At 69.5% G+C, this 21,737-nt stretch carries 21 protein-coding genes and 1 pseudogene; 6 read left to right on the plus strand and 16 right to left on the minus strand.

What is annotated here, in order from left to right; all coding sequences use genetic code 11:
- Window positions 1-129: 129 nt before the first annotated feature.
- From ACFQS9_RS10690 to ACFQS9_RS10720, 7 genes are all read right to left on the minus strand, one after another.
- The gene (locus ACFQS9_RS10690) at window positions 130-924 is read right to left on the minus strand and encodes a 1,6-dihydroxycyclohexa-2,4-diene-1-carboxylate dehydrogenase (protein ID WP_378404332.1); all 795 of its coding nucleotides are present in this window, start codon (window positions 922-924) and stop codon (window positions 130-132) included.
- A complete protein-coding gene (gene benC, locus ACFQS9_RS10695) occupies window positions 921-2,453 on the minus strand; it encodes a benzoate 1,2-dioxygenase electron transfer component BenC (protein WP_378404334.1) in 1,533 nt (510 codons plus the stop codon). Before benC ends, ACFQS9_RS10690 begins: the two co-directional genes overlap by 4 nt.
- Window positions 2,454-2,484: 31 nt before the next feature.
- Complete coding sequence (benB, locus tag ACFQS9_RS10700; RefSeq protein ID WP_378404336.1) at window positions 2,485-2,988, minus strand: benzoate 1,2-dioxygenase small subunit; 504 nt, start codon at window positions 2,986-2,988, stop codon at window positions 2,485-2,487.
- 12 nt (window positions 2,989-3,000) lie between these two features.
- Window positions 3,001-4,371, minus strand: coding sequence for a benzoate 1,2-dioxygenase large subunit (gene benA, locus ACFQS9_RS10705; RefSeq protein WP_378404338.1), 1,371 nt, complete (start codon window positions 4,369-4,371; stop codon window positions 3,001-3,003).
- Between the two features lie 138 nt (window positions 4,372-4,509).
- Window positions 4,510-5,973 carry a benzaldehyde dehydrogenase gene (locus tag ACFQS9_RS10710; protein ID WP_378404340.1) on the minus strand — a complete coding sequence of 488 codons (1,464 nt, stop codon included), beginning with the start codon at window positions 5,971-5,973 and terminating at the stop codon, window positions 4,510-4,512.
- 140 nt (window positions 5,974-6,113) lie between these two features.
- Window positions 6,114-7,055, minus strand: coding sequence for an AraC family transcriptional regulator (locus tag ACFQS9_RS10715; RefSeq protein WP_378404342.1), 942 nt, complete (start codon window positions 7,053-7,055; stop codon window positions 6,114-6,116).
- Window positions 7,056-7,159: 104 nt separating this feature from the next.
- Window positions 7,160-7,717: a TetR/AcrR family transcriptional regulator gene (locus ACFQS9_RS10720; protein ID WP_378404344.1), complete on the minus strand. Its 558-nt coding sequence runs from the start codon at window positions 7,715-7,717 to the stop codon at window positions 7,160-7,162.
- 246 nt (window positions 7,718-7,963) lie between these two features.
- On the opposite strand from ACFQS9_RS10720, the gene ACFQS9_RS10725 reads away from it, so the two are divergent.
- Together ACFQS9_RS10725 and ACFQS9_RS10730 are read left to right on the plus strand one after the other, a co-directional pair.
- Window positions 7,964-9,178, plus strand: coding sequence for a cytochrome P450 (locus ACFQS9_RS10725; protein WP_378404346.1), 1,215 nt, complete (start codon window positions 7,964-7,966; stop codon window positions 9,176-9,178).
- Window positions 9,179-9,215: 37 nt separating this feature from the next.
- Window positions 9,216-9,635, plus strand: a complete 420-nt coding sequence (locus ACFQS9_RS10730) for a limonene-1,2-epoxide hydrolase family protein (protein ID WP_378404348.1) — start codon at window positions 9,216-9,218, stop codon at window positions 9,633-9,635.
- 12 nt (window positions 9,636-9,647) lie between these two features.
- Here ACFQS9_RS10730 and catC read toward each other — a convergent pair whose 3' ends face one another.
- The 3 genes from catC to catA are packed head-to-tail and all read right to left on the minus strand — an operon-like array spanning window position 9,648 to window position 11,940.
- On the minus strand, window positions 9,648-9,929 hold the full coding sequence (gene catC / locus ACFQS9_RS10735; protein WP_378404350.1) for a muconolactone Delta-isomerase: 282 nt from the start codon (window positions 9,927-9,929) through the stop codon (window positions 9,648-9,650).
- Between the two features lie 18 nt (window positions 9,930-9,947).
- Window positions 9,948-11,069 (minus strand): muconate/chloromuconate family cycloisomerase, encoded by a 1,122-nt coding sequence (locus ACFQS9_RS10740; protein WP_378404352.1) that lies wholly within the window; start codon window positions 11,067-11,069, stop codon window positions 9,948-9,950.
- 25 nt (window positions 11,070-11,094) lie between these two features.
- Window positions 11,095-11,940: a catechol 1,2-dioxygenase gene (gene catA, locus ACFQS9_RS10745; protein WP_378404354.1), complete on the minus strand. Its 846-nt coding sequence runs from the start codon at window positions 11,938-11,940 to the stop codon at window positions 11,095-11,097.
- A 197-nt stretch (window positions 11,941-12,137) separates the two neighbouring features.
- Here catA and ACFQS9_RS10750 point away from each other — a divergent pair, with 197 nt between their 5' ends.
- Window positions 12,138-12,911 (plus strand): IclR family transcriptional regulator domain-containing protein, encoded by a 774-nt coding sequence (locus ACFQS9_RS10750; RefSeq protein ID WP_378404356.1) that lies wholly within the window; start codon window positions 12,138-12,140, stop codon window positions 12,909-12,911.
- 52 nt (window positions 12,912-12,963) lie between these two features.
- Here the strand turns inward: ACFQS9_RS10750 and ACFQS9_RS10755 are convergent, their stop codons facing one another.
- The 3 genes and pseudogenes from ACFQS9_RS10755 to pcaD form a co-directional block, all read right to left on the minus strand.
- Window positions 12,964-14,175, minus strand: a complete 1,212-nt coding sequence (locus ACFQS9_RS10755; protein WP_378404358.1) for an acetyl-CoA C-acetyltransferase — start codon at window positions 14,173-14,175, stop codon at window positions 12,964-12,966.
- Between the two features lie 19 nt (window positions 14,176-14,194).
- On the minus strand, window positions 14,195-14,974 hold the full coding sequence (locus ACFQS9_RS10760; protein WP_378404360.1) for an IclR family transcriptional regulator domain-containing protein: 780 nt from the start codon (window positions 14,972-14,974) through the stop codon (window positions 14,195-14,197).
- A gap of 83 nt (window positions 14,975-15,057) precedes the next feature.
- Window positions 15,058-15,837: pseudogene (gene pcaD, locus ACFQS9_RS10765) on the minus strand (3-oxoadipate enol-lactonase); the annotation flags it as partial.
- A 79-nt stretch (window positions 15,838-15,916) separates the two neighbouring features.
- Between pcaD and ACFQS9_RS10770 the strand changes: the two are divergent.
- From ACFQS9_RS10770 to qcrB, 3 genes are all read left to right on the plus strand, one after another.
- Window positions 15,917-16,663 carry a CoA transferase subunit A gene (locus ACFQS9_RS10770; RefSeq protein ID WP_378404614.1) on the plus strand — a complete coding sequence of 249 codons (747 nt, stop codon included), beginning with the start codon at window positions 15,917-15,919 and terminating at the stop codon, window positions 16,661-16,663.
- Complete coding sequence (locus ACFQS9_RS10775) at window positions 16,660-17,304, plus strand: CoA transferase subunit B (RefSeq protein WP_378404362.1); 645 nt, start codon at window positions 16,660-16,662, stop codon at window positions 17,302-17,304. Before ACFQS9_RS10770 ends, ACFQS9_RS10775 begins: the two co-directional genes overlap by 4 nt.
- Before the next feature lie 203 nt (window positions 17,305-17,507).
- Window positions 17,508-19,193 (plus strand): cytochrome bc1 complex cytochrome b subunit, encoded by a 1,686-nt coding sequence (gene qcrB / locus ACFQS9_RS10780; RefSeq protein WP_378404364.1) that lies wholly within the window; start codon window positions 17,508-17,510, stop codon window positions 19,191-19,193.
- A gap of 60 nt (window positions 19,194-19,253) precedes the next feature.
- Here qcrB and ACFQS9_RS10785 read toward each other — a convergent pair whose 3' ends face one another.
- From ACFQS9_RS10785 to ACFQS9_RS10795, 3 genes are all read right to left on the minus strand, one after another.
- A complete protein-coding gene (locus ACFQS9_RS10785; protein WP_378404366.1) occupies window positions 19,254-19,946 on the minus strand; it encodes an alpha/beta fold hydrolase in 693 nt (230 codons plus the stop codon).
- 217 nt (window positions 19,947-20,163) lie between these two features.
- Entirely contained in the window at window positions 20,164-20,823 is a 660-nt protein-coding gene (locus tag ACFQS9_RS10790; RefSeq protein ID WP_378404369.1) for an aminodeoxychorismate/anthranilate synthase component II, read from the minus strand.
- Between the two features lie 83 nt (window positions 20,824-20,906).
- Window positions 20,907-21,662 (minus strand): DUF881 domain-containing protein, encoded by a 756-nt coding sequence (locus ACFQS9_RS10795; RefSeq protein WP_378404616.1) that lies wholly within the window; start codon window positions 21,660-21,662, stop codon window positions 20,907-20,909.
- Window positions 21,663-21,737 lie beyond the last annotated feature (75 nt).

Consider the following 21,737-nt stretch of genomic DNA (forward strand, 5'->3'; position numbering starts at 1 on the left):
TCACGGCGAAGTGCGTTGGATCACAATTGAATTCGGATAGAAGAGGGGCCTCGCCGGTGAGCCGAGGGAGCCCACCGGCGAGGCCGGATCGGGTCGGTGACCGTCAGCCGAGGTCGCCGCCGGCGGCTGTCAGCCCTGGTCGCCGCCGGCGACGGGGAGCACCGATCCCGTGATGTAGCCGGCCTCGTCGGAGGCCAGGAAGGTGATCGCCGCGGCCTGTTCGTCGAGCGTTCCGTAGCGCTTGAGCAGGGAGGAGCCGACGGTCTGGTCCACGATCTGCTGGTACCAGCGCTTGTCCTGCTCGGTCTGCGCCGCGGGACCGCGCGCGACCCGCCGGGCCGGGGCCTCGGTCCCGCCGGGCGCGGTGGCCACCACCCGGATGCCGTACTGCGCGACCTCGAGCGCCAGCGAGGCGGTGAGCGCGTTCACGCCGCCCTTCGCCGCGGCATAGGGCACCCGGTTGACCCCGCGGGTCGCCACCGACGACACGTTGACGATGGTGCCGGAGCGCTGCTCGATGAGGTACGGCAGCACCGCCCGGCAGGTCCACAGCGTCGGGAACAGCGAGCGCTGCACCTCGGCCCGGATCTGGTCGGGGGTGTAGTGCTCGTACGGCTTGGCCCAGATGGTGCCGCCGACATTGTTGACGAGTACGTCGATTCGCCCGTGCTGCTGCCGGGCCTCGTCGATCGCGGCCTGCGCGCCGTCGAACTCCTCGAGGTCGGCGGTCACCGAGTGCGCATGGGCGCCGCCCTCGCGCAGTTCCTTCGCGACGTCGTGGACGAGCTCGGCGCGGTCGACCAGCACCACCGCGCCGCCCTCGGCCGCGATGCGGGCCGCGACCGTGAGGCCGATGCCCTGCGCCGCGCCGGTCACGGTCACGGCCTTGCCGGTGAATCGGCCGGCATGCACCGCCGCGCTCATGCGACACCGGCCGGGGTCGGCGAGTCCGCGATCGCGCGGCGCATGGTCGCCTTGGCGTGCTCGGCGTGCGAGACGATCAGGTCGCGGGCCGCCGCCCGGTCCCCGCGCTCGAACGCCCGCACGATCTGCAAGTGGTCGTCGGGCACGAGCTCGTCCACCCACTGGGCGGTGCGCAGGACCCGGCGCATCAGCTGGGTGACCTCCAGCCGGGTGTACGCCTCGAGCAGCACCGGGTTTCCGCAGCAGCGGAACAGGAACTCGTGGAAGGCGGCGTTGGTGTCCGTGAACGCGGCGGCGTCGGTGAAGTGGTCACGCTCGATCGACGCGGTGGACGCCTCCGCGAGGATTCGGTACTCGACGAGCTGTTGTTCGGTGAGCCGCCCGATGGTCAGTTCCAGTGCGCCGAGTTCGAGCGCCATCCGCGCGTCGAACTGGGCGTCGGACTCGGCGACCGGGGCGTGCTCCTCCCCGATCTCGTAGCCGGCGATCGCAGGCTCGGTGACCGCGCCGCCCGGGCTTGCCGAGTTGTTGAACTTCTCGAAGTAGAAGTTGGCCGGGGCGATGCCCTCGCCATCGAGGTGTGCACGCACCGACTCGACCATCGGGGGCGGACCACACAGGTAGATGTCGACGTCGCCGTCGTTCAGGTGCGCCGGCTCGAACAGGCTCGTGACGTAGCCCCTGTTGAGCGCGACCGAATCCGGATCGGACACGCAATGGTCGAACGTGAAGTTCGGCAGTGCGGCCGCGTAGGCCTCGAGCGTGTCCAGTTCCACGAGGTCCTCGTCGCTGGACACCCCGTAGATCAGGTGCACCGGGAGCGCGTCGGAGGCCGCCTCGGCCTTGATCTTCGCGAGGATCGACAGCAACGGCGCCAGGCCGGTGCCGCCCGCCAGCAGCAACGCCGGCCGCCTGCGCTCGCGCAGGAAGAAGCTGCCCAGCGGGCCGGTGAAGGTCAGCTCGTCGCCGACCTGCGCGCGCTCGCTCAGGTAGTCGGACATCAGGCCGCCCGGCGTGATCTTCACCAGGAACGACAGCTCGGCATCGGTCGGCCCGGTGCTGAACGAGTACGACCGCGTCTGGTCGGTGCCGGGCACGGTGATGTTGACGTACTGGCCGGGCAGGAAGACCAACTCGTCGCGGTTCGGGATCGTGGCGGTGAAGCCGATCGTGCTGGCCGAGAAGCGCCGGATGCCGGTGACGGTCGCGGTGAAGGACGCGGCCGCGGTCTTCGCGACGTCCGACGAGGTCGGGATCTGCAGCACGAGGTCGCTCTGCGGCGTCATCTGACACGGCAGGCAGTACCCCCGCTCGGCCTCGTCGTCGGTGAGCGCCTCCTCGATGTAGTCGCCGCCGTCGTAGCGGCCGGACTCGCAGAGCGACTTGCAGGTGCCGCAGGCGCCGTCGCGGCAGTCCAGCGGGATGTTGATCCGGGCCTTGTACGACGCGTCGGCGACGGTCTCGTTCGGTCCGCACTTGATGAAGCGGGTGACCCCGTCCTCGAAGCTCAATGCCACCTGAAAGGTCATGGCACAGTTCTCCTTTCCTACTCGGGGTCGATCAGACGTGATAGATGTCGACGACGTGGTGGATGTAGTCGTTCTTGAGAACGATCTTCTTCCGGCGGATGACCGGGCTCGGTCCGCTCACGTCGAGCGTGATGAACGTGGTGCCGAAGTACGTGTCGGTGGTGTTGTAGCGGAAGTACAACGAGAACCAGTTGTGGCGCAGGTCGATCTCGTTTCCGCGACGCTCGATCACCTCCACGTTCGTGACGTTGTGACCGGTGCGCGGTTCGGGCAGCGAGGTGGCCGAGGAGCGGTCCGTGCGGATGCGGAACACCCGGTCCTCGAGCCCGCCCCGGTTGGGGTAGTAGACCAGCGAGATCTCCGACTGGGGGTCCTCGGTGATCTCGCCCGCGTCGTCCCATGCGGGCATCCAGTACTCGGCGTCCGGGTGGTAGCACTCGAGCCACTTCTCGAACTCGCGGTCGTCGAGCAGGCGCGCTTCCCGGTACAGGAACTGCTCGAGGTCGGTCTGGGTCAATTCGATTGCGGTGGTCATGATCTCGTCTCCTCAGCGCTCGTCGGCGGACTCGGCCGCGGCACCGTTTACGGCCGCGCGCATCGTCTCCAGCCAGTAGCCGTGCTGGATCGGGTACAACCCCTCGTCCTCGGTCTTCACGCCGCTCGACAGCACGCCGGTCATGCCGAGGTCGGTCGCGACCTGGTCCGGGCCGGTGAGCTGATGGGCGACGCCGCGACTCAGGTCGTTCCACGGTGCCGCGGTGGCCAGGTAGGTCTTCTGGCAGGAGCGGAACTCCTCCAGGTCGTCGGGCGTCGCCATCCCGGTCGCGTTGAAGAAGTCCTCGTACTGGCGGATCCGGTTCGCGCGGGCCGCCGCGCTCTCGCCCCTGGGGGCGATGCAGTAGATGGTCACCTCGGTCTTGTCCACCGAGATCGGCCGGAAATGCCGTATCTGGCTGGAGAACTGATCCATCAGGTACACGTTCGGGTAGAGGCACAGGTTGCGCGACGCGCCGACCATGAACTCGGCCTTCTTCTCGCCGAACTGGGCGGCCAGCTCGCCCTTCCTCTCGAAGAGCGGCCGGTCCTCCGGGTTGCCCCACCACATCCACAGCAGCAGGTGGCCGTTCTCGAACGAGTGGTACCCGCCGCCCTGCTTGCCCCAGGTGCCTGCGTCCATCGCCTTGGTCTCGTTGGCGGATTCGCCGGAGCTGCGCCGCGCGGTGGTCGCGGCGTAGTTCCAGTGCGTCGCGGACACGTGGTAGCCGTCGGCGCCGTTCTCCGCCTGCAGCTTCCAGTTGCCGTCGTAGGTGTAGGTCGACGAGCCCCGCAGCACCTCCAGGCCCTCCGGGGACTGGTCGACGATCATGTCGATGACCTTGGTCGCGTCGCCGAGGTGTTCCTCGAGCGGCGCGACGTCGGGATTGAGGCTGCCGAAGAGGAAGCCCCGGTAGCTCTCGAAGCGGGCGACGCGGGTGAGGTCGTGACTGCCGTCGGTGTTGAACTGTTCGGGGTACCCGGCCTCGCGCGGATCCTTGACCTTGAGCAGCTTGCCCTTGTTGTTGAACGTCCACCCGTGGAACGGACAGGTGAACGTGGTGCGGTTGTCGGTCTTGCGCCTGCACAGCATCGCCCCGCGGTGACTGCACGCGTTGATGAGGCAGTTCAGCCCGCCTTCCTTGTCGCGGCTGATCACGACCGGCTGGCGCCCGATGTGGGTGGTGAAGTAGTCCCCCACGTTCGGGATCTGACTCTCGTGCGCGAGGTAGATCCAGTTGCCCTCGAAGATGTGTGTCATCTCCAGGTCGAAGATCTCCTCGTCGGTGAAGATCGAGCGGCGCACCTGGTGGCGGCCGGTCTCGGCGTCTTCGACCAATGCGTCGGACAGTTTTGCGCACAGGTTGCCGCGCGTTTCGGTCATGGGGGTAACTCCACTTCTCGGGTGCTGGGCACCCGGCTTCGGACTTGGGCTGCGTCCGGTTCTGTGTTCAACGATCGCACCGTGTGTCCCCGGTCACACCGGGTAAATGCCTAGTCCCCACCAGGACGTGGGCTCGCGTCAGAAGGGGAAGGCCTGCGCGGTCGGGCGGCTGGTGCGCCACTGCCACTGGGTGAACTCGTCCCAGCTGGTCTGGGTGCCGAAACGGGCGTGGTTGCCGGAGGCGCCGACCCCGCCGAACGGCGCGTACGCGTCGTTGTTCAACGTCTGGTCGTTGATGTGGACCATGCCGGTCCGCAGCTGGTCGGCGACGCGGGTGCCCCGGTCGACGGACCCGGTCTGGATGGCGGCGACCAGGCCGTACTCGCTGTCGTTGGCCACCGCGATCGCCTCGGCCTCGTCCCTGACCACGGTGACCGGCGCGACGGGGCCGAAGATCTCCTCGCGGAACGCGGGCATCGCGGTGGTGACACCGGCGAGGACGGTGGGCCGATAGAACAGGCCCTGGTGGGTGCCGCCGGTGCGGATCTCGGCGCCCTCGGTCACGGTGCCCTGGACGATGCGGTCGACATGGGCCAGCTGCTGCGCGTTGATCAGGGGACCCAGCGCCACGTCGGCGGTGTTCGGGTCGCCGACGGGCAGCACGGCGGCCCGCCGGGTGAGGCGGTCCAGGTACTCGTCGGCGACGTTCTCGAGGACGATGTGGCGGCCGGCCGTCATACACACCTGCCCTTGATGCAGGAACGACCCCCACGCGCCCGCCGAGCTGGCGGCGTCGAGGTCCGCATCGTCGAGGACGATGAGGGCGTTGTTGCCGCCGAGCTCGAGCGAGACCCGCTTGAGGGTACGGCCGGCGGCGGCGCCGACGAGCCGGCCGACGGACGTCGACCCGGTGAACGAGATCATCGCGATGTCGGGGTTCTCGGTCAGCGCCTGCCCGGGCTCGGCTTCGCCTGCGAGCACGTGCAGGACACCCTCGGGCAGCCCCGCCTCGCGCAGCAGCTGCGCGATCACGACGCCACCGCTGATCGCGGTGTGGACGTCGGGCTTGAGCACAACGGAGTTGCCGAGCGCGAGAGCCGGTGCGACCGCGCGCATGGCCAGCAGGAACGGGAAGTTCCACGGGCTGATGACGCCGACGACTCCCAGCGGAACGCGGCGCGCGATGCTGGTCCGTCCGTCCTGACTGGACGGCAACAGCAGTCCCGACGGCTGGGTCGGCAGCGCGGCCGCTTCCCACAGCTCGGACAGGACCAGCTGGACCTCGAAGGCCGCCTTCCCGGGGACGGACCCGCCCTCGCGGATGAGCCAGCGCTCCACCTCGGCGCGGTTGGCCTGGAGCGTGAGCGCGGCACGGCGCAGGACCTGGGCGCGCTCCTCGCCGGTGCGGGCCGCCCAGCCCGGCTGCGCGGCGGCGGCGATCCGGGCCGCGGCATCGACATCCGACGCCGAGGCGTTGCCGACCTCGCCGAGTACCGCGCCGGTGGCGGGCTCGGTCACCTTGATCGCCCCCGCGCCGGGGTCCTTCCACCGGCCGTCAAAGATCTTGCCGTGCCAGGATTCGCCTGCGAGTAGCTCGGCCATGGGATGCCTCATTTCATCGACGATGGTGTGGAGTCGCCCGATGTCGGTGTCATCACGTGGACCGAGGTCGAGCGGCGTGCAACACACTGTTGCTCAGTTCGTCGACGCCTCGTTGTCCGTGCGCGACAGGATGTTTGGCCTCAGGCGACAACCTGCGTGACGCCCGCCCTCGCCTGGGACGGCGAGACCCCGTACTCGCTGCGGAACGCGCGGGTGAACGCGGGCGCGTCCGTGAACCCCCACCGGGCCGCGACCGCCGCGATGGTCCGGTCGGCCAGCCGCGGATCGCCGAGGTCCCGGCGGGCTCCCCGCAGGCGCACTCCCCGGATGACCGCGCGCACCGTGTCGCCGGACTCCTCGAACTGGCGTTGCAGGGTGCGCGGCGACATGTGCAGCGCGGCCGCGATCGAGACGACGGAAAGATCGGGGTCGGCGATGTGCAGTCGAACGTGACGCAGCGCCCGCTCGCGAATCGTCGAGGAGGTGGTCCGTCCTCCTCGCGGTGTCAGCACCGCGCGCGCCAGATCCAGGCCGGCGTCGCCCAGGAGGGCGGTGGTCGAGTCCGCCAGCGCTGCGGCCTCGTCCACCGCGGACGAGACGAAGCCCCGCAGGAGCGCTCCCGGACCGGAGCGGACCTCGTACGGACGTTGCATCGTCCGCGTGACATCGTCGGGCGAGAGGCCGAGCGCGGCCCGCGGAAAGGTCATGACGGCACACGCCCACGGGCTGTCGAAGTGCAGTTCGTACGGTCGCTCCACGTCGTAGACGACCAACTGTCCCCGCTCGACGACGACGTCCCGCTCGCCTTGCACCAGCACTGCCCGCCCCCGCGTCATCATGCAGACCTTGAGGGCCTCTGCGGGTTGTCGCCTGGCGGCGCGGGACGTCCGGCGCATCGACTGCGGCGTTCCGGAGATGCTGAAGGCCTCGACCTCGCCGAGGCTGATCCCGCGGATCCGGCCGGTCAGGGCCTCGTCCGGCGCCGGGGCCGGGAGCAGCCCACCGAACTCGTCGGACAGGGTGACACGCCAGAGTTCGGCCGGGTCCTCGGCGCTCTCGATCCGGTCGGATACGACGGGCATCTCCACCACCTCGCCTCTCACTCGGGCACCGAGTCGACCATCGCACCCGGACGCCCGCGGCGCACCGGACGTTTGCCCGGTCCTGGCCAAGGGTCGCCGCTGCGCTACCGGAACGCCGGTTCCACGAACCGCTCGACGATCCGGCGTTCCACCGCCGGGTCGCCCGCGGGCGCGGTGAGCAATGAGATGACCACCCGCACAATCCATTGCGCGGCGTCCGCGTCGGGCGCGATGCCCGTCAACGCGGTGGCGACCCGGCCGAGCTCGGCAGACGACGCCAGGTAGTCGTCGCCCCGGCCGGGCCGTGAGTTCGTCAGCCACTGGGACAGCGCTGGGTCGGCGCGCACGGCCGCGACGGAGATCAGGATCGCCTCGACGATCCGGCGGGAGCCGCTCAGCGGCTCCACCGCGGCCGCGACCTGCTGGGCCACCGCCGCCGCCGCCGCGGACACGACGCCGCCGACCAGCGCGGACTTGCCCCCGACGTAGCGGTAGAGGGTGGCCCGTGAACACCCCGCCCTGGCCGCGACATCCTCGACGCTGACCTGGTCGAGTCCCCGCTCCAGAAACAGCTCCGCGGCGGCGGCGTGGATGCGCGCCACCGCGATCTCGCGCCGGTTACCGCCGGTCAGCCAGTCCGATCCCGCGCCCGAGTCACGCACGGAACACCTCCCGAGAGCTGTCTCGAATTCGTCTCAGACTGAGACAGATTTGCAGAAAGTCTACAACGAGAGCCGCGTGGCGGCGCCGTGAGCTGCGGCGGAGCGACACCGGATCGAGGGCGTGAGATTTCCCGTTCGGGCAGGTCACACGGCCAGATCTCATCTTCTCCAACACCCTTGACAGGCCATCGCACCGGGTGGACGGTGGTGTCGCTGAAACAGGTTCTACTACCGGTGGGAGATTCGATGACCGCGTTGCCGCTCGAGGGGATCGACATCTTCGATCCGGAGAATCTCGACGACCCGAACCGCCTGTACCGGGCGCTGCGGGAGAACTCGCCCGTCCATCGGGTCCCGGGAACCGACTTCTTTCTCGTGTCCACATGGGACCTCGTCACCGAGGCGGCGGCCCGCGTCGACGACTTCTCCTCCAACCTGACCGGTATCCTCGTCCAGCAGCCCGACGGGCCGCCGCTGACCTTCGACATGGATGGGGGCGGTCAGGCGATCCACGTCCTCGCGACGGCCGACGATCCGACCCACGCCCACCACCGCAAGCTGGTGCTGCAGACACTCGGCAAGAGAATCCGGGCGCTGGGCCCGACCGTCGACCTGCTGGCCGATCGGCTGTGGGACGAGGGCCTGCGGGACGGCCGGATCGACTATGCGGCCGATATGGCGGACAAGCTGCCCCTCGCGCTGATCGCCAACCTCGTCGGACTGCCCGATAGCGACGTCCCGCAGCTGCTGACCTGGGCGTACGACAGCACCGAGCTGCTCGGCGGAGTGGTCACCGCGGATCGGCTCGGCCAGCTCGTGACCTCGTCCGTCGAGCTCGCCGGATACCTGCACACCCAGTTCGTCCGGGCGAAGAAGGACCCGCAGGACGACTTCATGGGCGTCCTCGCCGGCGCCTGCGCTGCCGGTGACCTCACCGACGACGTGGCGGTCCTGATCCTCGTGCAGCTGGTCGGTGCGGGCGGTGAGTCCACGGCCGGGCTGATTGCCAACTCGGCGCGCCTGCTCGCCACCCACCCGGAGATCCAGAGCCGGCTCCGCGACAACCCCGCCCTCATCGACCATTTCCTGGACGAGGCGCTCCGGCTGGAATCCCCGTTCCGGGCGCATCACCGGCACGTCGTCGCGGACACCACGCTGGGCGGGGTCACGCTGCCGGCGGGCAGTCACGCGCTCCTGCTGTGGGGTGCGGCCAACCGCGACCCGGCACGATTCGATCGTCCCGACGAGGTCGTCCTCGACCGCCCGAGCATCCGCTCCCACCTCGCCTTCGGCAAGGGCACCCACTTCTGCGTCGGCTCGGCGCTCGCGCGGATGGAGGCGCTCGCCGCCGTCACCCTGCTCATCAAACGCAGTTCCGACATCACCCTCGCCGACGACGCGGCCTGGGTTCCGAGCATCTTCGTGCGGCGACACCTCAGTCTGCCGCTCCAGATCAACTGACCCACAACTCGATCCGGCCACAAGGACAGGACCACGAATGACCTCCACCCAGGACGCGAGCACCCCGGTGCACCCCCACACCGACCCGAGCGAGCTCGTCACCGCATTCTGCGCCGAGTGGAAGGCGGGCGACGCGGCGACCATCGCCGGCTACTTCAGCGAAGACGCTGTATACCACAACATTCCGATGGAGCCACTGTACGGACGTGCGGCCATCGCGGACTTCCTGCACGGCTTCATCTCGGCGTTCGGCGGAATCGAGTTCACCATCCACCACCAGGCGGCGAACGGAACCGTCGTCCTCAACGAACGCACCGACCGGTTCGATCTCGGGGACAAGCACGTGGAGTTGCCCGTGATGGGTGTCTTCGAGATCGAGGCAGGCGAGATCACCTCCTGGCGAGACTATTTCGACATGGCGCCGATCACGAAGCTGCTTTCCGGGGAGGCGAGCTGACGCAGCCCAGGATCACCCGATGGCGCTCCCGTGCTTGGTCAGCGGCATGATCTCGATCGTCATGTAGGGGAACAGAGGCAGGTTCCACAGGATCTCGTGCAGCTCGTCCGCCGACTCGACGTCGAAGATGCTGATGTTGCTGTACTGGCCGACAATCCGCCACAGGTGCGCCCATGTGCCCTGCCGTTGCAGGTCTTGTGAGTACGCCTTCTCGCGGGCGATCGTCTCGTCCCGGAGGTCCGGGGCCAGGTCGCGAGGGATGTCGACGTCCATTCGGACGTGAAAGAGTGCCATGTCGGGTGTGTTCTCCTGTCAGTTCCTGGTCCAGGTCTTGACCGCGTCCATGTTCAGCTCGACGCCGAGGCCCGGCCCGTCGGGCAGGTGCAGTTGACCCTCGGAGTACCTGAGCGGCTCCTGGAGGAGTTCCTCGCTGAACAGCAGCGGACCGAAGAGCTCCGAGCCGTAGTTGATTCCCGGTTCCGCGCACGCGAAGTGCAGCGACGCCGCGGTGCCGATCGGGCCCTCGATGGAGGTGGCCCCGTGACAGGCGACCCCGGCCGCCTTCGCGATCGCGACGACCTCCCGGCTTCGTTGCAGGCCACCGCATTTGGTGGTCTTGAGCGCGATCACGTCCGCCGCGCCCCTGCGGACCACCTCGAGCGCGTCGTGCGGGGTCTGCACGCTCTCGTCGGCCATCACCGGGACCGGAAGCAGGTGGTTCAGCTCGGCCAGGACCTCGATCTGCTCCCCCGGCGTCGGCTGCTCGATCAGCTCGACGCCGCCGTCGGCGAGCCGCGGCAGGTACCGCAGCGCGGTGAACCGGTCCCAGCGCGCGTTGATGTCGACCCGCACTCCCGCCTTGCCGCGCAGCGCCTCGGCGATCTGCACGATCCGGCGGGTGTCGGACTCCGGATCCAGGGCGCCCATCTTCAGCTTGAAACTGAAGTTCATCCGTGCGTCCAGCTTGGCCTGCGCCTCCTCGACGATCTCGGCGGCGGGGGCCGCACCGAGCGCCCAGGTGACGTCGATGCTCCGGCGGAAGGCGCCGCCGAGCAGCGTGTGCACCGGCACGCCCAGGCTGCGGGCCCAGGCGTCGTGCAGCGCCACATCGACCGCGGCCTTCGCGAACCGCGCGTTCGCGACGACGCGCTCGAGGTCGAGCATGATGCCGGTGACGTCGTCGACGTTGCGCCCCAACAACACCGGCGCGAGATAGCGCTCGACGATGGCCTGCATGGTCTCCACCGACTCGCCGCCCCACCACGGCCCCCCCGGCACCACGCCCTCGCCGTGGCCGATCACTCCCGCCTCGGTGCGGATGGCCACCAGCAGCAGCGGCTGGGCGTCCATGGAGGTGGTGGCGAACTTGTGCGGACGGACGAGGGGTACGTCGAGGATCGTCGTCTCGACGGAGACGATCGTCAGGTCGGTCATCGAATCGCTTTCTCGGGTGGCAGTTTTACTGCGCGGCCGGGTCGAGGACGAAGTCGTAGGTGACCCGGTCGACCCCGTCGGCGCCCGGCTTCGGGTCGAGGATGAGCTCCGGCTTGGTGGCGGTCGCGACGTCGTTCTCGAGCCAGTCACCGCCGGCGAAGTACAGCTGGGTGGTGATCGTGCGCTTGCCGGGCGCCTTGACCATCAGGTGCAGGTGCGCGGGCCGCCAGGGGTGCCAGCCCGCCTTCTCGATGAACCATCCGGTGGGGCCGTCGGTCGGGATCTGGTACGGCGCCGGCTGGACGGTGGTGATCTCGAAGCGGCCGTCCTCGTCGACCTCGATCGTCCCGCGGAGGTTGCCGTCCGGGATGTGCGGCGCGAAGTGCGAGTAGTAGCCCTGGTCGTCGGCATGCCACAGTTCCACGGTCGCGCCGCTCAGTCCGTTGCCGTCGAGGTCCCGGACCTGGCCTTCGAACACCAGCCTGGTGCCGGCCTCGTCCTCGCGCATCGGCAGCGTGCACCGGGCGGGGAGGGACGTGGTGCCCGCGACGTAGTACGGGCCCTCGATGCTGCCCTTGGTGCCGCTCTGGCCGCGGTACGCGACCTCCTCGATGTTGTGCTCGACGAAAACGTCCAGCCACAACGGCCATTCGCCGTACTGACCGACGTCGATGAGCCACTGCTTGAGCACGCGGTACTCGGGATAGGTGATGCCGTGCTTGTCGACGATCTGGGCGAGGGCGTCGAGCACGTCCGTCGCGATGGCCGAGAGCCGCTCCGGCGGAGTGTCTGCGCTGACCCGCTCCTGGCTGAACTTCTCGGTGGCGGCGGTACCCGATCCGGCTGCGGTGGGGCTCTCGGTCGTGGTCATCGGTGTCCTCCTCGGGACCGTGTGGGAATTCCGGCGTGCCGCGTCGCGCGGGCTGTGCGCGGTGGGCACCGGATCGATCGATGGCGTACGCTATGCGTACGTCCTTCACGCTGTGCGTACGCTGATACTGTGCGCCCAGTCACAAGGTTTGTCAACCACTGCGTGACGCAGCATCGAGATCCACCGGCGGAGGACCTGTGACGGAGAACGACCGCGACTACATCCAGAGCATCGAGCGGGGCTTCGCGGTGCTCCTCGCCTTCGATGCGAGCCAGCCGAACCCGACCCTCGCGGAGTTGGCCACGGCGACCGACCTCTCCCGCCCCGCGGTGCGCCGGATCCTGCTCACCCTGCAGAAATTGGGCTACGTCGCCGGCCGCGACGGACGCTGGTCCCTGACCCCTCGCGTGCTCAGCATCGGCCAGCACTACTCGGCGTCGCACGCGTTGACCGACGCGGCACTGCCGGTGCTGGTGGAGATCTCCGAGGCCACCCGCGAGTCCGCATCGCTCGGGGTCCTCGACGGAACCGAGGTCGTCTACGCCGCGCGTGTGCCGGTGCGGCGGATCATGAGCATCAACGTCTCCGTCGGCACCCGTGTGCCCGCGTATGCCACGTCGATGGGACGGGCGCTGCTGGCGTGGGCGCCCGCCGAGGTCCTCGAGTGGGTCATCGAGAACACCGAGTTCGATCGGCTGACCCCCGACACCGTCTGCACCCCCGACGGGCTGCGCGCCGCCCTCGAGACCGTGCGTCGCGACGGATACGCGCTCACCTCCGAGGAGCTCGAGCAGGGCCTGATCTCGCTCGCCGCTCCGGTCCGCGACGCCACCGGGGCGGTCGTCGGCGTGACCGCCTGCTCCACCTCCGCGGGCAGGTCCACGCCCGAGCGATTCCGCGCCGAGGTGGCGCCCCTGCTGGTCGAGAAGACGAACGCGCTCAGCGCACAGCTCGGCTACCGCGGCCGCTGATCGGTATCCCGCCCTGGGGATTTCGGGTGGGGTTAACCCAGATCCCGGTGACCTAGCGGAGCCGTTCGAACACCGCCGCCAGACCCTGGCCGCCGCCGATGCACATGGTCTCGAGCCCGTACCGCGCCTCGCGCCGGTCCATCTCGCGCAGCAGGGTGGCCAGGATCCGGGCACCGGTGGCGCCGACCGGGTGGCCGAGCGAGATGCCGGAGCCGTTGGGGTTCAGCCGGGGGTCGGTGGGGTCGAGGTCCCAGGTGCGCAGCACGGCGAGCGCCTGCGCCGCGAACGCCTCGTTCAGCTCGATCACGTCCATGTCGGCCAGCGTCAACCCGGCCCGGGCGAGGGCCTTCTCGGTGGCCGGCACCGGGCCGATGCCCATGGTCCGCGGCGGCACCCCGGCGACCGCCCAGCCGGCGAGCCGGGCCATCGGCCGCAGCCCCAGCTCGCGGGCCTTCGCCTCGGTGGTGACGATGCAGACCGCGGCGCCGTCGTTCTGACCGCTCGCGTTGCCCGCGGTGACGGTGGCCTCTGGGTCGACCTTGCCGCGGATCGGGCGCAGCTTCGCCAGCGACTGGACGCTGGTGTCGGCGCGCGGGTGCTCGTCGGTGGTCACCACGATCGGGTCCGACTTACGCTGCGGGACACCGACTCCGACGATCTCCTCGGCGAACCGGCCCGCGGCCTGTGCCGCGACCGCGCGCTGGTGCGACGCGGCCGCGAGGGCGTCCTGGTCGGCTCGGCTGATCGAGAACTCGGCCCGCAGGTTCTCCGCGGTCTCGATCATGCCGCCGGGAACGGGAAAGTTCTTGCCACCGGCGGTGACCCGGGCGCGGGCGAGGCGGTCCATCAGGGCGACGCCCTCGCCCTTGACGCCCCAGCGCATCCCGGTCGCGTAGAACTCGGCTTGGCTCATCGATTCGACGCCGCCCGCCAGGATCAGGTCGCTGCCACCGGTGGCGACCTGCATGCAGGCCTGGATGACCGCCTGTAGCCCGGACCCGCAGCGACGGTCGACCTGCAGCCCGGGGACGTCGATACCGAGCCCGGCGTCGAGGGCCGCGATGCGCCCGATCGCGGGGGCGTCACCGCCCGGGGATGCCTGACCGAGGATCACGTCGTCGACCTGGGACCCGGTGATTCCGGTGCGTGCGAGCAGTTCCGCGATCACGGTCGCGGCGAGCGTCTCGGGCGCGATGTCTCTGAACACTCCGCCGAATCGGCCGACCGGAGTGCGGAGCGGTTCACAGATGACGGCCTCGGGCATGCGGGTCTACCTCTGATTCCTATGGATGTGATTGTGTGCGTGTGAGATCCAGGCCGATTGCCGCGACGGTGTCGAGCAGCGCCGGGAGCAGTTCCTTGCGGACCGCCGTCGCGGTGTAGCGGGCGGCCTGGGTGGAGATGTTGGCGGCGGCGATCACCGCGCCCGTGCGGTCCTTGATGGGCGCCGCGAGCGAACGCAGCCCCTCCTCGAGCTCCTGGTCGACGATGCAGTACCCGTCCGCGCGCACCCGTGCGATCTCTTCGCGCAACGCATCCCGGGTCGCGATCGTGCGCCCGGTCAGCGGGGTGAGGCTGACCCTGGACAGGTACTCCTCGAACTCGGACTCGGGCAGACCCGCCAGCAGGACCCGGCCCATCGAGGTCACGAACGCGGGGAACCGGGTGCCGATGGTGATGGCCACGGTCATGATCCGGCTGACCGGCACACGCGCCACGTACACCACGTCGTCGCCGTCGAGGATCGACACCGAGGCCGATTCGCGGACCCGCTTGGCGAGTGATTCCAGGTGCGGGCCCGCCACTTCGGGCAGCGTGAGGCTCGACAGGTAGCTGTACCCCAGCTCCAGCACCCGCGGGGTCAGCGCGAAGACCGAGCCGTCGGTCCGCACGTAGCCGAGCTCGACGAGCGTCAGCAGGAACCGTCGCGCCGTCGCCCTGGTCAGGTCCGTGGACTTCGCCACCTCACTGAGGGTCTGACGCGGGCGCTCGGCGTCGAAGGCGCGGATGACGGACAGCCCCCTGGCCAGTGACTGCACATAGTCGGGCGATGGTTCGCTCATGGTCCGTCCTGCTCCCTATCACCGTCGGTGCCGGCCGATCCGGCACCACCCGTGCCAGCATTCTCACCGAAACCCGACCCGCCCCCGACCCCGCCCGCCCCCGCGACGTGCGCGGCGATCAGCCGGGTGACGCGGTCTGCCTGCTCGGTGCTCGCCAGGTGTGCGGCCGGATCCAGCACGTGCAGTACGGAATCGGTGATGCCGTCCGCGATGACCTGCAGGTCAGCCGGAGTGGTCGCCGGGTCCTGCGCGCCCGCGATCACCAGTGTCGGAGCCGCGATCCGCGCCAGGTCGGCCCGCCCGTCCCAGCCGGCCAGGGCCTCGCAGCAGCCGGCGTAGCCTTCGTCCGCGGTGGCCGCGACCATGGCCCGGGAGCGCGCGATCAGCTCCGGATCCCGCGCGGCCAGGCCCGCGGTGAACCAGCGACCGACCACGGCGTCGGCCAGCGAGCCGGTGCCGTCGGCCCGGACGGTGGCGGCGCGGTCGAGCCAGGGCTGGGGCTCCCCGAATCGGGCCGAGGTGCACAGCAGCGTCAGCGTGCGGACCCTGGTCGGGTTCCGGGCCGCTATCCACTGCGCCACCGCGCCGCCGAGCGAGAGGCCCACCAGGTGCACGGCCGCGAGATCCAGCCGGTCCAGCAGCGCCAGCACGTCACCCGCCAACTCCGCGATCGTGTACGGACCTGCGGGAGTGGGTGATTCACCGTGGCCACGGTGGTCGATGGCGAGCACGTTGAGGTCCGTCGACAGGCCACGGAGCTGCGGATCCCACATCGACCGGTCCGATCCGAGCGACCCGAGCAGCACGATCGTCGGCGCTCCCGGACCCGGTCCGGAGATCTGGTGGGCAAGGTCGACAGTCACGGCGCCTCCTCCTGTTCGGTGTTCGCTATTCGGATACATGTTCACAATACGCACATCCCGCGCTATGGTGGACCGCGTGATGGACAAAGTCATTCCCACGGCGTCCCTGGCGGTCGCCGACATCCCCGACGGCGCCTCCCTGGCGGTCGGCGGCTTCGGCCTGGTCGGCGTGCCCGAGGTGCTGATCAACGCGCTACTCGCACAGGGCGCCACCGACCTGGAGACGGTGAGCAACAACTGCGGCACCGCCGGCTTCGGCCTCGGGGTGCTGCTCGCCGAACACCGGATCCGGCGCACGATCGGTTCCTACGTCGGCGAGAACAAGGAGTTCGCGCGCCAGTATCTGGCCGGCGAGCTCGAGGTCGAGCTGACCCCGCAGGGCACGCTGGCGGAACGACTACGCGCGGGCGGGGCAGGCATTCCCGCCTTCTTCACCCCGGCGGGCGTGGGAACGCAGGTTGCCGAGGGCGGACTGCCGCTGCGCTACGACGGCGAGGGCGGCATCGCCCTGGCCAGTCCGCCGAAGGAGACCCGCGAGTTCGACGGCGTCACGTACGTGATGGAGCGCGGCATCGTCACCGACTACGCGCTCGTGCACGCGTGGAAGGGCGACCGCCACGGCAACCTCGTGTACCGGCGCAGCGCGCGCAACTTCAACCCGCCCGCCGCTGCCGCGGGCCGGATCACCATCGCCCAGGTCGAGCACCTGGTGGAGCCGGGCGAGATCGACCCGGACGAGGTGCACACCCCCGGCATCCACGTGCAGCGCGTGGTCCACGTCGGCAAGGTCGAGGTCGGAATCGAGAAGCGGACGGTGCGGGCATGAAACTGACACGCGACCAGATGGCGGCCCGGGTGGCCCGGGAACTCGAGGACGGGCAGTACGTCAACCTCGGCATCGGGATGCCGACGCTGGTCCCGAACCACGTCCCCGAGGGCATGACCGTGGTGCTGCACTCGGAGAACGGTGTGCTCGGGGTCGGGCCGTACCCGACCGAGGACGAGCTGGACCCGGAGCTGATCAATGCCGGCAAGGAGACCGTCACCGTGCTCCCCGGCGCGTCCTACTTCGACTCCTCGCAGTCCTTCGGGATGATCCGCGGCGGGCAGGTGGACGTCGCGGTGCTCGGCGCGATGCAGGTGAGCGCGCGCGGCGACCTGGCCAACTGGATGATCCCGGGTCACATGGTCAAGGGCATGGGCGGCGCCATGGATCTCGTGCACGGCGCCGGGCGGGTGATCGTGATGATGGAGCACGTCTCGAAGACGGGCGAGCCGAAGCTCCTCGAGGAGTGCACGCTGCCGCTGACGGGAATGCGCTGTGTGCAGCGGATCATCACCGACATGGCCGTGCTGGACGTGACCGAGGACGGCCTCCGGCTCATCGAGACCGCGCCCGGCATCACCGTCGAGGACGTGCTGGCGGCCACCGCGGCACGGGTGATCGTGGAGTCCGCGCTGGTCTAGGACCCACGGACGCGCTGGAGGCGCGCCGGCGTCCCTTCACCCTGGACGCCGCCAGGACTAAACTGCAAGGGCACTGAGTAGTTGACAAGCGTGTGCGCTGCGCGCTCAAGTTCGACCTTGCGAGGCCGCCGCTGCGCCCACCACCTAGGCCGGACACGGGTTCGACGCTGAACTTGCGGTTCCTGTGGGGAGAGGGGCTCGAGATGAGCCGTCGCCAGCCCAAGGGCTCCGCTCACGCCGCCAAAGCGGCCGAAAGCATGGACTCGCGGTACCACCTCGCGGCCGGCGTGCGCCGGCAGATCAACAAGGTCTTCCCGACCCATTGGTCCTTTCTGCTCGGTGAGATCGCGCTCTACAGCTTCATCGTCCTGCTCATCTCGGGCGTGTATCTGACGCTGTTCTTCGACCCGTCGATGGCGGAGGTCATCTACAACGGCGAGTACCAGCCACTGCGCGGCGTCGAGATGTCCCGGGCATACGAGACCGCGCTGAACATCTCGTTCGAGGTTCGCGGCGGTCTGTTCGTGCGACAGATCCACCACTGGGCCGCGCTGATGTTCGCCGCGGCCATCACCGTGCACCTGCTGCGCATTTTCTTCACCGGCGCGTTCCGGCGCCCGCGTGAGGCGAACTGGGTCATCGGCAGCCTGCTGCTGATCCTGGCGATTTTCGAGGGTTTCTTCGGCTACTCCCTCCCCGACGACCTGCTGTCCGGCACCGGCCTTCGCGCCGCACTGTCGGGCATCACGCTGAGCATCCCGGTGGTCGGTACCTGGATGCAGTGGTTGATCTTCGACGGCGACTTCCCCGGCCAGCTGATCATCCCGCGCCTGTACGTCGCGCACGTGCTGCTGCTGCCCGGCATCATCCTGGCCCTGATCGGCGCACACCTGGCGCTGGTCTGGTACCAGAAGCACACCCAGTTCCCCGGCCCCGGCCGCACGGAGCAGAACGTCGTCGGCGTCCGCATCCTGCCCGTCTTCGCGGTCAAATCCGGCGGGTTCTTCTCAGTGGTCTTCGGCGTGCTGGCCCTGATGGGTGGCCTGCTGCAGATCAACCCGATCTGGAACCTGGGCCCGTACAACGCCTCTCAGGTGTCCGCCGGCGTGCAGCCCGACATCTACCTGATGTGGACCGACGGCATGGCGCGCCTGTGGCCGGCGTGGGAGGTGTACCTGTGGAGCACATACACCATCCCCCCGGCGTTCGCGACCGCGATCATCATGGGCCTGGTGTTCACGGTGCTGATCGCCTACCCGTGGATCGAGAAGATATTCACCAAGGACGACGCTCACCACAACCTGCTGCAGCGTCCGCGCGACGTGCCGGTGCGCACCTCGCTCGGCGCGATGGCCATCGCGTTCTACACCGTGCAGACCCTGTCCGGCATGAACGACATCATCGCGTACAAACTCAACATCTCGCTGAACGCGACGACGTGGATCGGTCGCATCGGCCTGATCCTGCTGCCGCCGCTCGCCTACTTCGTCACCTACCGGTTCTGCCTGGGACTGCAGCGCAGCGACCGCCAGGTGCTCGAGCACGGCGTCGAGACCGGCGTGATCAAGCGTCTGCCGCACGGCGAGTACGTCGAGGCCCACCAGCCGCTCGGACCCGTGGACGACCACGGCCACCCGATCCCGCTGGAGTACCAGGGCGCCGCGATCCCGAAGAAGATGAACAAGCTCGGTCTGGCAGGCAAGCCCGGCTCCGGATCCCTGCTCATCGCCGACCCGGCCGACCAGTCCGATGCCCTCGCCGCGGCCGAGCACAAGAACGAGCACGACCAGCTGGCGATCCTCAAGGAAGTCCAGGACAAGGCCCACGGCCACGGCGCGTACGCCGACGGCGACGGGCGCGGACCGTCGGGCGACGGCAGCGAGCGCTGACCTGCAAGGACCGCCTAGTCCCCGGCCACCACGTGTGGTGGCCGGGGACCGACGGCGGAGTCAGGCGACGGCTGCGGCCGCCGTCAGGATCAGTTGGGTCACCTCGTGCGGGTGCGAGGCCAGCGAGGCGTGACCGGCATCGAGTTCCACGGTCTCGCGGGCGCCGATGCGCTCGGCCATCCACCGTTCGGTCTCCGGCGGGATCATCCGGTCCTGGCCGGAGACGAGGTACCAGCTCGGCTTCTGCTTCCAGGCCGGCGGGCCCGACGGGTCGGAGAAGCACTGACCCGAGATCGGCTTCTGCGTCAGCGCCATCACCAGGGCCTCGGTGTCGTCGAGATCCTGGCTGAAGCTCTCCTGGAACTTGTCCGGCGCGATCCACAGGAATCCCTGCGCGTCGGGGGCGATGGCGGCCGCCCCCGCCGGCTGGTCGGTGCGCGCGAAGATGCTGCCGAGGCTGTCGCCCTCATCCGGAGCGAAGGCCGAGATGTACACCAGTCCAACGACATTCGCGGCGTGTCCGGCACCGGTGATGACGGCGCCGCCATAGGAGTGACCGACGAGCAATGTCGGCCCGTCGAGCGACTCCGCCAGCTTTCGTGTGCGGTCCACGTCGTCGGCGAGCGAGGTCAACGGGTTCTGCACCGCGACGACCTTGTGCCCCGCGTTGTGCAGTGTCGGGATGATGTGACGCCAATGCGAGCCGTCCCCCCAAGCGCCGTGCACCAGAACGATGTTCACCTTGTCGGCCATGATGGGCCCACCTCTCGGGTCGATTGTTCGAACGGTGGTCACGGCCCGCCGTTCGAGTGGGGGCCGCCGCGCGGCTCGAATTCGTCCGTGGCCGCGCAAAATCCACGCTATTGCAGACTCTGAGGCAAAGACCATGACCAGATCGCCAAGGTTTTATGCGCAAACGCCGGAGACGGCCTGCGCGGCCCGACCGAGCCCGCGCCGGCCCGATGGTGGTTCAGTTGTGCGTGAGCGCGGACCCCAGCGCCCGGGCGACCTCGGCCTCCAGCGTGGCGACGAGCGCCTCCGGCGGACGCTGCCCGCACACCTCCAGCCAGTTCGCCAGCATCCGGTGCCCGCCCTGGGTGAGCACCGACTCCGGATGGAACTGGACACCATGGATCGGCAGCTCCCGGTGCCGCATTGCCATCACGATGCCGGTATCGGTGTGGGCGGTGGCGATCAGCTCGGCAGGCATCGTCTCCGGCAGCACCGTCAGCGAGTGGTAACGGGTGGCGGTGAACGGGTCGGGCAGACCGGCCAGCACCCCGGTGCCGTCATGGCTGACCTGGCTGGTCTTGCCGTGCAGCAGTTCCGGCGCCCGGTCGACGGTGGCCCCGAACGCGGCGCCGATGGACTGGTGACCGAGGCACACACCGAGCAGCGGCGTGCGCGCCGCGGCGCAGGCCGCGACCAGGTCCATGCTCGCCCCCGCTCGCTGCGGTGTGCCCGGTCCCGGGCTGAGCAGAACCCCGTCGAACCGGGCGGCGACGGCGTCGCGGTCGGCGAGCTGCGGGTCGTCGTTGCGCCAGACAGTGGCCTTGGTGCCGAGCTGGCCGAGGTACTGCACCAGGTTGAACACGAAGCTGTCGTAGTTGTCGACGACCAGGATGCGCATTCCAGCAGGATAGGCGGCTGCGCCGCTCGTGCGCGATCTGCACCCCCGGCGGGGGTACGGATCACGGACGGGCGGCGCAGCCGCTATCGCGCGAACTTGGTCCGCAGCTGACCGTCGTACGCGGGCACCGTCAGCGTGTCCGACGTCTCCTGCGTGTACCCCAGCCCGTACCGGACCGCGTACTGCTTGAAGGTCCGGACGCCGGGCTCGGCGGCGAGTGCCGCCTCGATCCGGGCCGGGTCGCCGATCGCCGTCATCTCGTATGGCGGGCTGTAGGTCCGCCCGTGCAGCAACAACGTGTTGCCGATACAGCGCGGGGCGGAGGTGTTGACCACACGCTGGTCCTGCATCCCCACCGCGGTGGCCCCGCCCGCCCAGAGCGCGTTCAGCACACTCTGCACGTCCTGCTGGTGCACGACGAGGTCGTCGGGTGAGGCGCCCGCGGGGAACTTGCCGTCGGAGTCGCGGGGCGCGTCGGTCAGCGTCACCCGCACGCCCGGTCCGGTGACGGCGCTCAGCCCGGCCGCGTCCTCCAGCGCGCGGCTCTGCTCCAGCGCGTCGGCGACGCCGGCGTCGGAACCGGCCGCGGTGTCCTGCATGGCAGCCAACTGTGCGGCCAGCCCGTCCCGCACGCCCGCCGCGTCGTCGACATCGGCCTGCGCGCTCCGCACCAGGTCGGAGAGCCTGGTGGTGTCGCCGCGCCGCAGCTCGTTGCCCTCCGAAACCGCTCGGGTGGTCGCCAACAGCAGCCCGGTCACCACGCACACCACGGGGACGCAGATCTTCCAGAAGAGCCGGGTGCGCCGAGGGGCCGCGTGCGCCGCGGCTCGGTCGGCCACCGTCGGATCGGGTTCGGTCGGGGCGGGTTCGGTCACAGCCACCGTCTCCTCCCCTGTCCGCGATCACCTGGTGCT

The organism is Rhodococcus daqingensis (genome assembly GCF_042665615.1).
Classification (GTDB): domain Bacteria; phylum Actinomycetota; class Actinomycetes; order Mycobacteriales; family Mycobacteriaceae; genus Rhodococcus_G; species Rhodococcus_G daqingensis.

Bases quoted from the DNA above. Each gene is read 5' to 3' on its own strand.
- ACFQS9_RS10690 (WP_378404332.1), bottom strand. From the start codon at position 924: ATGAGCGCGGCGGTGCATGCCGGCCGATTCACCGGCAAGGCCGTGACC.
- ACFQS9_RS10725 (WP_378404346.1), top strand. From the start codon at position 7,964: ATGACCGCGTTGCCGCTCGAGGGGATCGACATCTTCGATCCGGAGAAT.
- benC (WP_378404334.1), bottom strand. From the start codon at position 2,453: ATGACCTTTCAGGTGGCATTGAGCTTCGAGGACGGGGTCACCCGCTTC.
- ACFQS9_RS10770 (WP_378404614.1), top strand. From the start codon at position 15,917: ATGGACAAAGTCATTCCCACGGCGTCCCTGGCGGTCGCCGACATCCCC.
- ACFQS9_RS10760 (WP_378404360.1), bottom strand. From the start codon at position 14,974: ATGAGCGAACCATCGCCCGACTATGTGCAGTCACTGGCCAGGGGGCTG.
- ACFQS9_RS10715 (WP_378404342.1), bottom strand. From the start codon at position 7,055: ATGCCCGTCGTATCCGACCGGATCGAGAGCGCCGAGGACCCGGCCGAA.
- benA (WP_378404338.1), bottom strand. From the start codon at position 4,371: ATGACCGAAACGCGCGGCAACCTGTGCGCAAAACTGTCCGACGCATTG.
- catA (WP_378404354.1), bottom strand. From the start codon at position 11,940: ATGACCACGACCGAGAGCCCCACCGCAGCCGGATCGGGTACCGCCGCC.
- ACFQS9_RS10785 (WP_378404366.1), bottom strand. From the start codon at position 19,946: ATGGCCGACAAGGTGAACATCGTTCTGGTGCACGGCGCTTGGGGGGAC.
- ACFQS9_RS10730 (WP_378404348.1), top strand. From the start codon at position 9,216: ATGACCTCCACCCAGGACGCGAGCACCCCGGTGCACCCCCACACCGAC.
- catC (WP_378404350.1), bottom strand. From the start codon at position 9,929: ATGGCACTCTTTCACGTCCGAATGGACGTCGACATCCCTCGCGACCTG.
- ACFQS9_RS10740 (WP_378404352.1), bottom strand. From the start codon at position 11,069: ATGACCGACCTGACGATCGTCTCCGTCGAGACGACGATCCTCGACGTA.
- ACFQS9_RS10755 (WP_378404358.1), bottom strand. From the start codon at position 14,175: ATGCCCGAGGCCGTCATCTGTGAACCGCTCCGCACTCCGGTCGGCCGA.
- ACFQS9_RS10710 (WP_378404340.1), bottom strand. From the start codon at position 5,973: ATGGCCGAGCTACTCGCAGGCGAATCCTGGCACGGCAAGATCTTTGAC.
- qcrB (WP_378404364.1), top strand. From the start codon at position 17,508: ATGAGCCGTCGCCAGCCCAAGGGCTCCGCTCACGCCGCCAAAGCGGCC.
- ACFQS9_RS10775 (WP_378404362.1), top strand. From the start codon at position 16,660: ATGAAACTGACACGCGACCAGATGGCGGCCCGGGTGGCCCGGGAACTC.
- benB (WP_378404336.1), bottom strand. From the start codon at position 2,988: ATGACCACCGCAATCGAATTGACCCAGACCGACCTCGAGCAGTTCCTG.
- ACFQS9_RS10790 (WP_378404369.1), bottom strand. From the start codon at position 20,823: ATGCGCATCCTGGTCGTCGACAACTACGACAGCTTCGTGTTCAACCTG.